12 protein-coding genes and 1 tRNA gene are annotated in these 15,001 nt (G+C 73.3%); 12 read left to right on the forward strand and 1 reads right to left on the reverse strand.

Going from position 1 to position 15,001, the window contains the following annotated elements:
• Nucleotides 1–124 precede the first annotated feature (124 nt).
• From ABT154_RS02230 to ABT154_RS02285, 12 genes are all read left to right on the forward strand, one after another.
• Nucleotides 125–211, forward strand: a tRNA-Ser gene (locus ABT154_RS02230).
• Nucleotides 212–372: 161 nt separating this feature from the next.
• Nucleotides 373–570, forward strand: a complete 198-nt coding sequence (locus tag ABT154_RS02235) for an antitoxin (RefSeq protein WP_351851724.1) — start codon at nucleotides 373–375, stop codon at nucleotides 568–570.
• A 166-nt stretch (nucleotides 571–736) separates the two neighbouring features.
• Nucleotides 737–1,261, forward strand: a complete 525-nt coding sequence (locus tag ABT154_RS02240; RefSeq protein WP_351851727.1) for an O-acetyl-ADP-ribose deacetylase — start codon at nucleotides 737–739, stop codon at nucleotides 1,259–1,261.
• 417 nt (nucleotides 1,262–1,678) lie between these two features.
• A complete protein-coding gene (locus ABT154_RS02245; protein ID WP_351851729.1) occupies nucleotides 1,679–1,987 on the forward strand; it encodes a hypothetical protein in 309 nt (102 codons plus the stop codon).
• A gap of 204 nt (nucleotides 1,988–2,191) precedes the next feature.
• Nucleotides 2,192–3,358, forward strand: a complete 1,167-nt coding sequence (locus tag ABT154_RS02250) for an acyl-CoA dehydrogenase family protein (RefSeq protein ID WP_351851731.1) — start codon at nucleotides 2,192–2,194, stop codon at nucleotides 3,356–3,358.
• 263 nt (nucleotides 3,359–3,621) lie between these two features.
• A complete protein-coding gene (locus ABT154_RS02255; protein WP_351852035.1) occupies nucleotides 3,622–4,536 on the forward strand; it encodes a bifunctional MaoC family dehydratase N-terminal/OB-fold nucleic acid binding domain-containing protein in 915 nt (304 codons plus the stop codon).
• Nucleotide 4,537: 1 nt separating this feature from the next.
• Nucleotides 4,538–5,602 carry an acyl-CoA dehydrogenase family protein gene (locus ABT154_RS02260; RefSeq protein ID WP_351851734.1) on the forward strand — a complete coding sequence of 355 codons (1,065 nt, stop codon included), beginning with the start codon at nucleotides 4,538–4,540 and terminating at the stop codon, nucleotides 5,600–5,602.
• Nucleotides 5,599–5,982 (forward strand): MaoC family dehydratase, encoded by a 384-nt coding sequence (locus tag ABT154_RS02265; RefSeq protein WP_351851736.1) that lies wholly within the window; start codon nucleotides 5,599–5,601, stop codon nucleotides 5,980–5,982. Before ABT154_RS02260 ends, ABT154_RS02265 begins: the two co-directional genes overlap by 4 nt.
• Nucleotides 5,979–7,145 (forward strand): lipid-transfer protein, encoded by a 1,167-nt coding sequence (locus ABT154_RS02270; RefSeq protein WP_351851739.1) that lies wholly within the window; start codon nucleotides 5,979–5,981, stop codon nucleotides 7,143–7,145. Before ABT154_RS02265 ends, ABT154_RS02270 begins: the two co-directional genes overlap by 4 nt.
• Nucleotides 7,146–7,197: 52 nt before the next feature.
• Complete coding sequence (locus ABT154_RS02275; RefSeq protein ID WP_351851741.1) at nucleotides 7,198–8,250, forward strand: DUF1906 domain-containing protein; 1,053 nt, start codon at nucleotides 7,198–7,200, stop codon at nucleotides 8,248–8,250.
• Between the two features lie 125 nt (nucleotides 8,251–8,375).
• On the forward strand, nucleotides 8,376–8,921 hold the full coding sequence (locus tag ABT154_RS02280; RefSeq protein ID WP_351851744.1) for a SigE family RNA polymerase sigma factor: 546 nt from the start codon (nucleotides 8,376–8,378) through the stop codon (nucleotides 8,919–8,921).
• Between the two features lie 217 nt (nucleotides 8,922–9,138).
• Nucleotides 9,139–10,791 carry a long-chain fatty acid--CoA ligase gene (locus ABT154_RS02285; protein WP_351851746.1) on the forward strand — a complete coding sequence of 551 codons (1,653 nt, stop codon included), beginning with the start codon at nucleotides 9,139–9,141 and terminating at the stop codon, nucleotides 10,789–10,791.
• A 77-nt stretch (nucleotides 10,792–10,868) separates the two neighbouring features.
• Here ABT154_RS02285 and ABT154_RS02290 read toward each other — a convergent pair whose 3' ends face one another.
• Nucleotides 10,869–14,864 carry a PAS domain-containing protein gene (locus ABT154_RS02290; RefSeq protein WP_351851748.1) on the reverse strand — a complete coding sequence of 1,332 codons (3,996 nt, stop codon included), beginning with the start codon at nucleotides 14,862–14,864 and terminating at the stop codon, nucleotides 10,869–10,871.
• Nucleotides 14,865–15,001 lie beyond the last annotated feature (137 nt).

Here is a 15,001-nt window from a genome sequence, read left to right on the forward strand (position 1 = left end):
GGGAGGGGAGCACCGGCGATCCGGTACTCCCCTCCCCCCGTTCCACCCCAAGCCGACCCATCACACCCCCACCCCCCGGAGCCGGTACGCTGTAGCCGCTCCGCCCCAGGTGGCCCGGGGCATGGGTGGGTTGCCCGAGCGGCCTAAGGGAACGGTCTTGAAAACCGTCGTGGCAGCGATGTCACCGTGGGTTCAAATCCCACACCCACCGCAGAGGAACGGCCCCCGACCTGCAGTCAGGTCGGGGGCCGTTCGCTTGTCCGTGCCGGGTGACGGCCCGGCGTTCCCGGTGCTGTGAGTCGGTCTGCGGATGCGGTGCGGGGGCGGTGCCGCGATGCTGGAGGGGCCGCATCAGCTGCTAGGAGGGCAAGGATGTCTGTGTTCGACAAGCTCAAGGGGATGCTCAAGGGCCACGAGGATCAGGCCTCCCATGGCGTCGACAAGGCCGGCGACCTCGTCGACGGGAAGACGCAGGGCAAGTACAGCGGACAGGTCGACACCGCCCAGGACAAGCTCAAGGATCAGCTGCGCGGTACGGGGCAGGGGCCGGACACGCCGCCCCAGCAGTGACGCGACGGCGCGAACCGAACGTCGGGGGCGCCCCGGACTCGTGTCCGGGGCGCCCCCGACGTCCACGTGTCCGGGGTGCCCCGCCGTATTCCACGCGACCGCGGCGCCCCTGACGTCCTTCAATGGACCCGTCCGAAGGGCGTCGCCGGAGAGAGAGGGTTCTGTCGTGGTGCGGATCGTGCTGGTGCAGGGGGACATCACCGCCGAGGCGGTGGACGCGATCGTCAACGCCGCGAACTCCTCGCTCCTCGGCGGCGGAGGAGTCGACGGCGCCATCCACCGCAAGGGCGGGCCCGAGATCCTCGCCGCCTGTCAGCAACTGCGGCGCTCGCACTACGGCAAGGGCCTCGCGACCGGGCAGGCCGTGGCCACCACGGCGGGGCGGCTGCCGGCCCGGCACGTCATCCACACGGTCGGCCCCGTCTGGTCGGCCGAGGTGGACCGCTCGGAGCTGCTCGCCTCCTGCTACCGCGAATCCCTCCGGGTCGCGGACGAGTCGGGTGCCCGCACCGTCGCCTTCCCCGCCATCTCCACCGGGATCTACGGCTGGCCCATGGAGGACGGCGCCCGCATCGCCGTGGAGACGGTCCGGGAGGCGCGTACCGAGGTGGAGGAGGTGCGCTTCGTGCTCTTCGACGCGCGCGCGTACGCCGCCTTCGAGGCGGCCGTGGGACAGCGGGACATTCCGTAGAACTCATTTCCCGTCACGGGTGTTCGTTCGATTCTTCGGTACGGGCGACTCGCCGTCGCGTTCCCGGCCGACGGCGATTGGCGGGAAATCTGCCGGAACGCTTCCTCCCCTGCGCCGCGCCGCCCCCACCTGTCCTGAATGCGTTCCGCCCCGGTGAGCTGGGTTTTTCTCGTGCTGACCGGGTTTATCGACTTGTCCTCACGCTTGCGGGGGAACAAGGCGCTCCGGGGTGGTTCGCCGGGGATTCGGTGGGCAACTCTGGATTCGCGACGTCGAGCACGAAAACACCGGGGCGTTCGGCCAACTGCCTTGGACATAGCCGTACTTCAAAGATTCAGAGCAGTGCCCGAGCAGTACAGAGAACCTCAGAGCAGTTCCGTGCGACAGCACCAGTTTTCAGTTCCCGGAGGAACACACATGGCAAGCATCCGTACCGCCCGCATCCTCGCCGCCACCGCCGCCCTGCCCCTCGCCGCCGCGCTCTTCACCGGGGTGGCCCAGGCCGACAACGGAGGATTCGCGGACGACGGATCGAACACGAGCGTCGCCACGATCATCGGCAGCGGCGTGGGTGGGGACAACTTCGGCAACTCGACGACTACGCAGCAGGTGGCGACCGGTTCCGGCGCCTCCAACCAGAACAACACCGCCAGTGTGAACGGCTCCGCCCTCACTCCCATCAGCCAGAACAACGCGCTGGTCAACTTCAACCACCCGTGGTGGTAGCCGGAGGCGCGGCAGCCGGCCCGACGGGGGGCGTGACCGTGGTGTGAGCGACGGCCTGTGCGCGGGTACTTCGGTACCGGCGCACAGGCCGTCGTGTGGTGTGCCCGCCTCCCGCGAGGGTGCGCGCTCGGTCGTCGACCTTGACAGGGAGATGGAATCTGACGGACAGTCAGAAACCTCGTCGTCCCACGGGAGGCCGTCTCCGTGCACCTCGCCCCGACCGAGCGGCAGCTGCGGCTGCGCGCCGAACTCCGCGCGTACTTCCGGGACCTGATGCCCGACGGTCCGCCGCCCGTCACCGACACCGCCGCCCAGCGCCGGCTGCTCCGCCGGATCGGCGCCGACGGGTTCCTCGGCCTCGGCTGGCCTGAGGAGTACGGAGGGCAGGGCCGCGGCCCCGACGAGCAGTTCGTCTTCTTCGACGAGGCGTACCGCGCGGGCGCCCCCGTCTCGATGGTCACCCTGAACACCGTCGGACCCACCCTGATGACCTACGGGACCGAGGAGCAGAAGGCCTACTTCCTGCCCCGGATCCTGCGCGGCGAGACGGTCTTCGCCATCGGCTACAGCGAGCCCGAGGCCGGCACGGACCTCGCCTCCCTCCGGACGCGGGCGGTCCGGGACGGTGAGTCCTGGCTGATCGACGGCCAGAAGATCTTCACCTCCAACGCCCAGAACGCGGACTGGATCTGGCTCGCCTGCCGCACCGACCCCGACGCGCCCCCGCACAAGGGCATCTCGATCGTCCTCGTCCCCACCGACGCCCCCGGCTTCTCCTGGACCCCGATCGCGACCGTGGGCGGGCTGACGACGACCTCCACCTACTACGACGGGATACGGGTCCCTGCGGGCAACCTCGTCGGGCCCGAGCACGGCGGCTGGGGGCTCATCACCAACCAGCTCAACCACGAGCGGGTCGCGCTCGCCGCGATCGGCATGCAGGCCGAGGACTTCTTCGCCGCCGCGCTCGACCGGGCGCGTACCCCCGATCCGGTGACCGGGCGGCGTCGCGCCGACGAGCCGTGGATTCGGATCCGAGCCGCCGAAGCGCACGCCCGGCTGGCCGCGACACGCCTGCTGAACTGGCGTTTGGTCGGGGACGTGGGGGCGGGCCGGCTGGCCCCGGGGGACGCGAGCGGCGTGAAGTTCGCGGGAACCGAGTCGGCGGTGGAGGTGTACCGCATCTGCCAGGAGATCGCGGGCGGTGCGGGGACGGTGCGAGCGGGGTCGCCGGGGGAGCTCGACGGCGGTGAGCTGGAGCGCATGAACCGGGCCGCGCAGATCAACACCTTCGGGGGAGGCGTGAGCGAGGTGCAGCGCGAGATCGTCGCGAGGATGCGGCTCGGCATGAAGGGGAGGGGGCGGCGATGAGCGGCGAGGAACGGTCCGCGGTGAGCGGTGCGGAACGGTCCGCGGTGAGCGGTGCGGAACAGCCTGCGGTGAGTGGTGCGGAACGGTCCGCGGTGAGTGGTGCGGAACGGTCCGCGGTGAGTGGTGCGGAACGGTCCGCGGTGAGCGGTGCGGAACAGCCTGCGGTGAGTGGTGCGGAACGGTCCGCGGTGAGTGGTGCGGAACAGCCTGCGGCGAGTGGTGCGGAACGGTCCGCGGAGAGTGGTGCCGAGCAGCCGCCCGCGCTGTACGAACGGCTCGTGAGGTTCGAGGGGCTGCCCGCCGCCACCGCCGGCACCGGCAAGGACCCCGTCAACCTGCCCATGATCAGGCACTGGTGCGAGGCCATGGGCGACACCCACCCCGCCTATCAGGGGCCGGACGCCGTCGCGCCGCCCACCATGCTCCAGGCCTGGACGATGGGCGGCCTCTCGGGACACACGGACCGCTCATCGGCGTACGAGGAGCTGTTCGGCCTTCTCGACGGGGCCGGTTACACCTCGGTCGTCGCGACCGACTGCGAGCAGGAGTACCTGCGGTCGCTGCGGCCCGGCGACGCGATCACCTTCGACACCGTCATCGAGTCGGTCTCCGAGCTCAAGACCACCAAGCTCGGGGCGGGGCACTTCGTCACCACCCGCACGGACGTCCGCGCGGACGGCGAACTCGCGGGCACCCACCGCTTCCGCATCCTCAAGTACGCGCCCGCCGCCCGGCCGCCCCGGAAGACCGGGTCCCCGTCCGAAGCGAAGTCCGCGCCCCGCCGCCCCCGCCCCGTCGTCAACCGGGACAACGCCGGTTTCTGGGAGGGCGTGGCCGACCACCGGCTCCTCATCCAGCGCTGCGGCGACTGCGCGGCCCTGCGCATCCCCTGGCTCCCGGGGTGCGCCGACTGCGGCTCGCCGGACTGGGACACGGTCGAGGCGAGCGGTACCGGGACGGTGTTCTCGTACGTGGTGATGCACCACCCGCCCTTCCCCGCCTTCGACCCGCCGTACGCGGTCGGGCTGATCGAACTCGCCGAGGGCGTACGGATGGTCAGCAACGTGGTGGGTGTGCCGTACGACAAGGTCCGGATCGGGATGCCGGTGCGGCTGGAGTTCCTGCGGGCCGACGAGGACCTCGTGCTTCCCGTCTTCCGCGCCGAAGGCGAGGCCTGACATGGATTTCACCCCCAGCGAGGAGCAGGCGGCCGTCCGGGAGCTGGCCGCCCGGATCTTCGCCGACCTCAGCACCCACGAGCGGCTCGGGGCGGCCGGTACCGGCACGGACGCCGAGCTGTGGAAGGCGCTCTGCGCCGCCGGACTCCCCGGCGCCGTCGAGGAGACCGGGCTGCTCGGCCTGGTCATGCTCCTGGAGGAACAGGGGCGGGTGACGGCGCAGGTGCCGCTCGCCGCCGGCTGCGTCTACGGGATCCTCGCCGTCGCCCGGCACGGTACGGAGGAGCAGCGCGGCCGGCTGCTGCCCGGCCTCCGCGACGGTACGACGGTGGTGACGGGCGCGTTCCCGGCGGCCGGTGGCGTCACCTCGCGCGACGGGCGGCTCAGCGGGGCCGTGGAGTGGGTGCCCTGGCTCAGGGACGCCACCCATGTGCTCGTACCGGACGAGGAGCGGACCCTGTGGCTGGTCCGTACCGAGGACGCGGCCCGGGTCGACCCCGTCGAACTCACCGCACCCTGGTCCGCCGGCCGGCTCGTCCTCGACGGGGCGACGGGGGAGCGGCTCGGAGGACGCGGTGGGGACGCACAACCGGACCCGCACCCGCACCCCGACCCCTACACCGACGTTCTCGCCGCCGCCCGGGTCGCCTTCGCAGGGCTCCAGGCGGGGGTCTGCGCGGGGTCGCTCGCCAGGGCCGTGGAGTACACCTCCGTACGGGAACAGTTCGGCCGCCCGCTCTCCACCCACCAGGCCGTACAACTGAGGGCAGCCGACGCGTACATGGACACCGAGGCCATCCGCGTCACCGCCTACGAGGCGGCCTGGCGCTTCGACGAGGGCCTGGACGTCGGCGAGGCGGCCCTGACGACCGCCTGGTGGGCCTCCGAGGCGGGCAAGCGGGTCGTGCACGCCGGGCAGCATCTGCACGGCGGCATGGGCGCGGACCTCGACCACCCCGTCCACCGGCACTTCCTCTGGGGCCGCCAGCTCGACGCCTTTCTGGGCAGCGGCACCGAACTCCTCGCCGAACTCGGCGACCTGCTCGCGGAAGGAGACCCGTCATGAAGGCCGGGGACGAACTGCCACCGCTGGCGGTCCCGATCACGCGCACCCTGATCGTCGCCGGGGCCGTCGCCTCCCGCGACTACCAGGACGTGCACCACGACGCCGAACTGGCCCGGGAGAAGGGCTCCCCGGACATCTTCATGAACATCCTCACGACCAACGGGCTCGTCGGCCGGTACGTCACCGACCACTTCGGCCCCCGCGCCGTCCTGCGCAAGGTCACCATCCGGCTCGGGGCCCCCAACCACCCCGGCGACACCATGGTCCTCACCGGCACGGTCACCGCGGTCGACGGGAACACCGCGCAGGTCAGGGTGGTCGGGGCCAACGGGCTCGGGTACCACGTCACCGGCACGGTCGCCGTGGAGGTGACGCCATGAGCGTCCGCCGACGGGACGGACTCGGCGGCCGGGCGGCCGTCGTCGGCATCGGCGCGACCGAGTTCTCCAAGGACTCCGGCCGCAGCGAGCTCTCCCTCGCCGCCGAGGCGGTGCGGGCGGCCCTCGACGACGCCGGGCTGACCCCCGCCGACGTCGACGGGCTCGTCACCTTCACCATGGACACCAACCCCGAGATCACCGTCGCCCAGGCGTCCGGCATCGGCGAGCTGTCCTTCTTCTCCCGCGTGCACTACGGCGGCGGGGCCGCCTGCGCCACCGTGCAGCAGGCCGCGCTCGCCGTCGCCACCGGGGTCGCCGAGGTCGTCGTCTGCTACCGGGCCTTCAACGAGCGCTCCGGGCGCCGCTTCGGCTCCGGGGTCCAGCAGCGCGAGCCCTCCGCCGAGGGTGCGGCGCTGGGCTGGCAGCTGCCGTTCGGGCTGCTCACCCCGGCCTCCTGGGTCGCCATGATCGCCCAGCGCTATCTGCACGCCTACGGGCTGACGCCGGACGCCTTCGGCCATGTCGCCGTCACCGACCGGCGCCACGCGGCCCGCAACCCCGCCGCGTACTTCCACGGGAAGCCGATCACCCTCGCCGACCACGCCGCCTCGCGCTGGATCGCCGAACCGCTGCGGCTCCTCGACTGCTGCCAGGAGACCGACGGCGGGCAGGCGATCGTCGTCACCTCCGTCGAGCGCGCCCGCGACCTGCCGAACCCGCCCGCCGTGATCGTCGCGGCGGCGCAGGGCGCCGGCCGGAAGCAGGAGGCGATGACCAGCTTCTACCGGGACGACCTGACCGGACTCCCGGAGATGGGGGTGGTGGCCCGCCAGCTGTGGCGGACGTCGGGGCTCGCACCGTCCGACATCGACGTGGGCATCCTGTACGACCACTTCACGCCGTTCGTGCTGATGCAGCTGGAGGAGTTCGGCTTCTGCGGGCCCGGGGAGGCGGCCGACTTCGTCGCAGCGGACGCGCTGCCGCTGAACACCCACGGGGGCCAGCTCGGCGAGGCGTATCTGCACGGCATGAACGGCATCGCGGAGGCGGTACGGCAGCTGCGCGGCACCTCGGTGAACCAGGTGCCCGGGGCGGCGCGGAGTCTGGTCACGGCGGGGACGGGGGTTCCCACGTCCGGGTTGATCCTGGGCACGGACGGCTGAGGAGACGGCCCCTGCGGTGGACGGGCGCGGCGCGCGGTCCTTCACTCGCGCCATGAGCACATACGCACGGGCTACTGATGGTCCGTCCTCGCCCCCGCCCCCGCCCCCGCCGTCGTCCTCGTCGTCGTCACGGGGGACACCCAGGGCGGTTCTCGCCGCCCTGGCGACCGTACTGATCGGGGCGGCCCTCTCCCTCGCCCCGCCCAGGGAAGCCTCGCCGCCCGCCGCCCACACCACCCCCGCCGCGCCCGCTCTCGCCCCCCAGGCCCTCGACCCTCCCGTGCGCTTCACCGGCAGGGCCTTCGACACCTGTGAGGCTCCCGGGCTCGCGGAGATGAGGGCCTGGCGCGGGTCCTCGTACGGGGCCGTCGGGATCTACTTCGGCGGCCGGGGGCGGGGCTGCCCCGGCCAGCGGGAGCTGAACCGCGCGTGGGTCTCCGCCGTCCACACCATGGGCTGGCGGCTGCTGCCGCTGTACGTCGGTTCCCAGGCGCCCTGCGTCGTCTCCGCCGCCAAGCGGCCTTTCGCCCTCGGCAGCAACCCGTGGGACCAGGGCACCCGGGAGGCGGGCGACGCGGTACGGGCCGCGGGGGCGCTGGGGCTGGGCACGGGCAGCCCGCTGTACCTCGACATCGAGGCGTACCGGGACGGCGACGCCCCTTGCGCCGCGACGACGCTCTCCTTCGTCCGCGCCTGGAACCGGGAGGTGCGGCGGCTCGGGTACCTGCCCGGGTTCTACAGCAGCGCCGACTCGGGAGTGCGGGACATCGAGGCACAGCGGCGGGCGGGGACGCAGGACATGCCGGCGGTGATGTGGTTCGCGCGGTGGCGGGGGCAGCCCTCGCTGTACACCGAGAGCGTGCTGCAGCCGGAGGCGTGGATGCCGCACGCGCGGATCCACCAGTACGCGGGCAACGTCTCGGAGTCGTACGGCGGGCACCGCCTCTTCGTCGACCGGAACGCGGTGGACGCCCCCGTCGCCCGGGTCGTCCCCACCCCCACCCGGACCTCGCCCCCCGACATCCCGGACGCCCCCGACGCTCCCACCGCCCCCGACACCCTCACCGCCCCCGACGCCCCCGACTCCGAAGACCTCCGACCCTGACGTGTCCCCGAGCGGTCTCCACCCAGAGGAGGTGGGGGCGTCCCCACCCCTACAACCTGAGGCGGACGGCGGGTCGGGACCTGGGGCCGATCCGCCGGGCACCCCTCCCCTCCTAGCGTGGAGTCATGACTCCGCCACCCTCTGGCCCCGTCTGCGCCGGTGCCTCGCAGTACGCGTCGTACCCGACCTTCTCCTCGTACGTACGGGCGCGTGGGCCCGTGCTCCTGCGCACCGCGCGCTCCCTGACCGCCAACCCCTGCGACGCGGAGGACCTGCTCCAGACCGCGCTCGCCAAGACCTTCATGGCCTGGGAGCGCATCGAGGACCACCGCGCCCTGGACGGCTACGTACGCCGGGCGCTGCTGAACACCCGTACCTCCCAGTGGCGCAAGCGCAAGGTCGACGAGTTCGTCTGCGAGGAGCTGCCCGAGCCCGTCGGGCTGCCGGAGCCGGACCCGGCCGAGCGCCAGGTGCTGCACGACGCGATGTGGCGCGCGGTGCTGAAGCTGCCGGAGCGTCAGCGGCAGATGGTGGTCCTCAGGTACTACGAGGACCTCAGCGAGGCCCAGACCGCCGAGGTGCTGGGGGTGTCGGTCGGGACGGTCAAGAGCGCCGTCTCCCGGGCGCTCGGCAAGCTCCGCGAGGACCCGGAGCTGACCCCCGTACGGTGACCCGGATGATCCGTACGGCGCCCCGGACGGGACCTGTACGGCGCCCCGGATCGTGACCCGTACGGCGTCCCGAACAGTCGGCGGACGCGTCCCCGCCGGCTTCCGCCAGTGATCACTGGCAATTTCCGTACTCTTGGGTAGTGACATACCGAGCGGTACGTGCGCAGAATCTCCACACCCCCTTACTGCCACGTAGCGCCCACCGGGAGGACGCCCCGTGTACAGCACCATGCAGGACGTACAGCTGACCGTGAGCCGCATCCTCAAGCACGGGATGACGATCCACGGGAAGTCCACCATCACCACCTGGACGGGCGAGCCCGAGCCGCAGCGCCGCACGTTCGCGGAGGCGGGAGCACGCGCGCACCAGCTGGCCAACGCCCTGCGCGACGAACTCGGCGTCACCGGCGACCAGCGGGTCGCGACGCTCATGTGGAACAACTCCGAGCATGTCGAGGCGTACTTCGCGATTCCCTCCATGGGCGCGGTCCTCCACACGCTCAACCTCCGTCTGCCCCCCGAGCAGCTGGTGTGGATCGTGAACCACGCCGCCGACCGGGTCGTGCTCGTCAACGGTTCGCTGCTCCCCCTCCTCGCCCCGCTGCTCCCGCACCTGCCGACGGTCGAGCACGTGGTGGTCGCGGGCCCCGGTGACCGCTCGGTCCTGGACGGCGCCGCCCCGCGCGTGCACGACTACGACGAGCTGATCGCCGGCCGCCCGATCACGTACGACTGGCCGGATCTGGACGAGCGCACCGCTGCCGCCATGTGCTACACCTCCGGCACCACCGGTGACCCCAAGGGCGTGGTCTACTCCCACCGCTCGATCTACCTGCACTCGATGCAGGTGAACATGGCCGAGTCGATGGCGCTGACCGACCAGGACACGACCCTCGTGGTGGTCCCTCAGTTCCACGTGAACGCCTGGGGCCTGCCGCACGCCACCTTCATGACCGGCATCAACATGCTCATGCCGGATCGTTTCCTCCAGCCGGCCCCGCTCGCCGACATGATCGAGCGCGAGAAGCCGACGCACGCGGCCGCCGTCCCCACCATCTGGCAGGGCCTGCTCGCCGAGGTCACCGCGAACCCGCGCGACCTCTCCTCCATGAAGCAGGTCACCATCGGCGGCGCGGCGTGTCCGCCCTCCCTGATGGAGGCGTACGACCGGCTCGGCGTCCGCCTCTGTCACGCCTGGGGCATGACGGAGACCTCCCCGCTGGGCACGATGGCGCACCCGCCGGCCGGTCTGAGCACCGAGGAGGAGTGGCCGTACCGGGTCACGCAGGGGCGCTTTCCGGCCGGTGTCGAGGCACGACTCGTCGGCCCCGGCGGAGACCACCTGCCCTGGGACGGCGAGTCCGCCGGTGAGCTGGAGGTGCGCGGCACCTGGATCGCGGGCGCGTACTTCGGTGGCGTCGACGCGGAGGCCGTCCGTCCGGACGACAAGTTCAGCGAGGACGGCTGGCTCAAGACCGGCGACGTCGGCGTGATCAGCCCCGACGGCTACCTCACCCTCACCGACCGCGCCAAGGACGTCATCAAGTCGGGCGGCGAGTGGATCTCCAGCGTCGACCTGGAGAACGCGATCATGGGGCACCCGGCGGTCGCCGAGGCCGCCGTCGTGGCCGTACCGGACGAGAAGTGGGGCGAACGACCGCTGGCGACCGTCGTCCTCAAGGAGGGCGCGACGGCGGACTACCAGTCGCTGAGGGCCTTCCTGGCCGACCGGGCCGGCATCGCCAAGTGGCAGCTGCCGGAGCGCTGGGCGATCGTCCCGGCGGTGCCGAAGACGAGCGTGGGCAAGTTCGACAAGAAGGTCATCCGCAGGCAGTACGCGGAGGGCGAGCTGGACGTCACGCGGCTGTAGCCGGCGGAGACGGGAAAGCGGTGCGGGAAGGGCAGGCCCTCCCCGTACCGCTTTCCCGCGCTCTGTCCGCCGCCGCTCTAGTTGGTGCCGATCTTCGCGAGCAGGTCGACGATCCGGGCCTGTACCTCGGCGCTGTTCGCACGCTCGGCGAGGAAGAGGACCGTCTCGCCGGAGGACAGCTTCGGCAGCTCCTCCGCGGCGAGGTCGGCCGAGGTGTAGACGACGAGCGGGGTGCGGTTGAGCTGCCCGTTCGCCCGCAGCCAGTCGATGATCCCGGCCCGGCGGCGGCGTACCTGCATCAGGTCCATCACCACGAGGTTCGGCTGCGTCTGGGCGGCCAGCGTGACCGCCTCGGTGTCCGTGGCCGCCCGCGCCACCTGCATCCCGCGCCGCTCCAGGGTGGCCGCGAGCGCCTCCGCGATGTCCTCGTTCTCCTCGATCAGCAGGACCCTGGACGGGTGCTGCTCGCTGTCGCGCGGCGCGAGCGCCTTGAGGAGTACGGCCGGGTCGGCGCCGTACGCCGCCTCCCGGGTCGCCTGCCCGAGCCCCGCCGCCAGCAGCACGGGCACCTCGGCCGCGACGGCCGCCCGGCGCAGCGACTGGAGGGCGGTACGGGTGATGGGGCCGGTCAGCGGGTCGACGAAGAGCGCGGCCGGGAAGGCGGCGATCTGGGCGTCGACCTCCTCGCGGGAGTGCACGATCACCGGCCGGTAGCCCCGGTCGCTCAGCGCCTGCTGGGTGGAGACGTCGGGCGCGGGCCAGACGAGCAGCCGGCGCGGGTTGTCGAGGGGCTCCGGGGGCAGCTCGTCGTCGACGGGACGCGGCGCGGGCCGGTTGGCGACCTCGACGGCGCCGCCGGGCCCGTCGAGCGGCTCGGGGCCCTCGGCGGAACCCTCGGCGGGCGCCCCTATGGCGTAGGCGCGCCCCTCGGACGCGGCCGGGGCGAGCCCGAGGGCTGCCTCCGGCGACGGCCCCTGCGGGTGGGGCCGGGCCTCACCGGCGGCCGGTACGGGGAGCGCCGTAGGGAGCGCGGGAACCGCCGGGACCGGAGGGTCGACCTCGGGCGGGGTGGCGAGCTTGCGCCGCCGTCCCGAGCCGTTGGAGGGGGCGGCGGGTACGGGGGTGACGGGAGGTGCGGCCGGGGTGGGAGGTGCGGCGGGGGCCGCAGGGGCGACAGGGGCCGGTGCGGCGGCCGGTGCGTTCGAGCCCGGCGGGACGAAGGGAACGCCCTGCCCGAGGGTCCGGACGCTGAACGCCCGCCCCTGGGTGGAGTCCTGCGCATGCGAGACCGACGGGGGCTGCGGCTGCGGCCTCGACATCGGCAGCTCGGGGGGCAGCGGTACGGAGCCGGTGCCGGTCGTGGTGGCCGTCCCTGTCCCGGTGGTGGTTCCGGTGGTGCCCCGCGCTTCCGGCGGAGGCGTGACGGCCCGACGGCGCCCGGTCGGCTCGGCGGCCGGGACGGGGCCCTGCGCCTGGCCCTGCGGCTGGACGTGCGGGAGGGGATGCGGCTGCGGAGGCGTGTGGTCGGCGCCGGGGACACCCCGTACGGCCTCGTGCTGCCCCTCGTCGGAAACCGGCAGCGGCCCGGCGAACGGCCCGTCGAGCGGCTCGTCGGCGCGGTCGGCGTCGGCGGGCGGGAGCGCGAACGGCGTCCGGGGCCCGGCCTCGGCCGCAGCCGCCCGTTCCTGCGCGGCGGCGAGGGCACGGCGCCGGCGCCCGCTCGGCTGCGCCTCGGGCGCGGCCTCGGCGGAGGCGACGGCGGGCAGGGCACGGGCCGGGGCGGGCATGCCCGAAGGGTCGACGGCGACACCCTGCGGCGGCACGGCGGCGCCGAGCGCGGCCCGCCCCTGCGCGCCCTCGGCGGCGGTGACCACGGCCCCTTCGGCGGGCCGCCCGCGCCGACGCCCGGTGGGCTCGACGACAGAGGCACCGGAGGCGGACGGGGCGACTGAGCCACCCGAGGCGGACGGCGCGGAGTGCTCGGCGACCGCGACCGCGCGTGCGGAGTCGGCGGCGGAGTTCTGCTGGGCCGGAATCAGCTCGGCGGCACTCGCGGCGGCGGCCGTGTCTCCCGTACGGCCACGGCGGCGGCCACTGGGCTCGGCGGCACCGCCCTCGGGCGCGACCGGGCTCTCAAGGAACGCGTCCGTGGAAGCGCGCCGGGCCCGCCGCCGCCCCCCACCGGAGGTCTCGTCGGGCCCGTCGGCGAACGCGCCGGGAGCGGGGACGAGCCCCGGGCCCGACCCCGTACCGGAAACCGTGTCAGGAGCGACGACGGACGCGGAGCCCGCCGGAGGGAGCTGCGGGGCGGAACCCTCCGGACCGGCCGGTGAGGACGGCTGCGGGGACACCTGCGGGGACGGCTGGAGGGACGGCTGCGGGGACGCCTGGAGGGACGGCTGGAGGGACGGCTGCGGGGACGCCTGCGCGGGCAGCGCGAGCGCCTCCCGCCCACCACGGCCGCCAGTGCTTCCGGCCCCGTTACCCGTACCCGTCCCGGTCTCCGAGGGCGGTACCGTGCCCCGTCCGGCGCCGAGCGGGACTTCGAGGACGTACGCGCCGCCGCTCGTCCCCGGCACCTCATGGGTCTGCACGACGCCGCCGTGCGCCGCCACGACCCCGCGGACGACCGGCCCGTGGACGGGGTCGCCGCCCGTGTACGGACCGCGGACCTCGATGCGTACGACGTCACCGCGCTGGGCCGCCGCGACGACGATGGTGGAGTCGGCCGGTCCGGAGCCCTGTGCGGTGGCCCGGTTCCGGCCGGTCGCGTCGACGCCGGCGACATCGGCGACGAGATGCGCGAGCGCCGTCGCGAGCCGGGCCGCGTCGACCTCGGCCTCGATGGGCGGCGCGTGCACGGCGAACTGGGCGCGGCCGGGCCCGATCAGCTCGACGGCCCCGTCGATGCCGGCGGCCACCACCGAGTCGAGCAGCACGACGGTCTTGTCCAGCGCTTCCGTGCCCTCGTCCAGGCGCTGGTAGCCGAGGACGTTGTCGACGAGGGAGGTCATCCGGGCGTACCCGGCGGCCAGGTGGTGCAGGACCTGGTTGGCCTCGGGCCAGAGCTGCCCGGCGTCGTCGGCGGCGAGGGTGCCCAGCTGGGTGCGCAGCTCCTCCAGGGGGCCGCGCAGCGACTCGGCGAGCACGGCGGTGAGCTGTTCGTGCCGGGCGGCGAGGGAGGCGTACCGCTCCTGCTGCAGCTCGCGCTCGGCGGCGTTGCGCTCGGCGCGGTCGGCGAGTTCGGCGGCGTGTTCCTCGACGAGCTGCTCGTACGGCCTGCGGTCGGTGAAGGTCATGACGGCGCCGACGAGCTGGTCGCCGTCGCGGACCGGGGCGGTCGTCAGGTCGACCGGCACCCGGTCGCCCTTCTTCGCCCACAGGACCTGGCCCCGGACGCGGTGCTTGCGGCCGGACTTGAGGGTGTCGGCGAGCGGCGACTCCTCGTACGGGAAGGGCTCGCCGTCGGCCCGCTTGTCGAGGATCAGCGGGTGCAGTTCCTGGCCGCCGAGCTCGCCGGCGCGGTAGCCGAGGATCTGCGCGGCGGCGGGGTTGACCAGGACGACCCGGCCGTCGGTGTCGGTGCCGACGACGCCCTCGGCCGCGGCGCGCAGGATCATCTCCGTCTGGCGCTGCGAGCGGGCGAGTTCGGCCTCGGTGTCGAGGGTGCCGGTGAGGTCGCGGACGACCAGCATGAGGAGTTCGTCGCCGGTGTAGCCGCCGTAGGAGTCGTAGGCCTCCCGGCCGTCCTCCAGGCTGGCGCTGGTCACCTCGACGGGGAACTCGCTGCCGTCCGTACGGCGGGCGATCATCCGGGCCGGCTTGGTACGGCCGTGCTCGTCGGTGCCCTCGGGGCGGCGCATGGAGCCGGGGATGAGGCGCGAGTCGAACTCGGGCAGCAGATCGAGCAGACCGCGCCCGACGAGCGCGGTGCCCGGCGTCTCGAACATGCCGAGGGCGATGGTGTTGGCGTTGACGACCGTGCCGTTGCAGTTGACGAGCACGAGGCCGTCGGGGAGGGCGTCGAGTATGGCTGCGAGGCGAGCAGCGCCTCGGGATGGCCTGCTGCTCACGACGACGCTTCCTCCCTGACGCACTGCACGTGCTTGCCGATCGGCGGGCCCATCTTGCCCCTCGGGCCGCAGCCTGTCACTCAGGGGAGTCTAAGGGAGCCGCCGGGCGGTACTCCTGCCTCGTCCCCCCGTCACCG

This window comes from Streptomyces sp. NPDC001728, assembly GCF_040297565.1.
Lineage (GTDB): Bacteria > Actinomycetota > Actinomycetes > Streptomycetales > Streptomycetaceae > Streptomyces.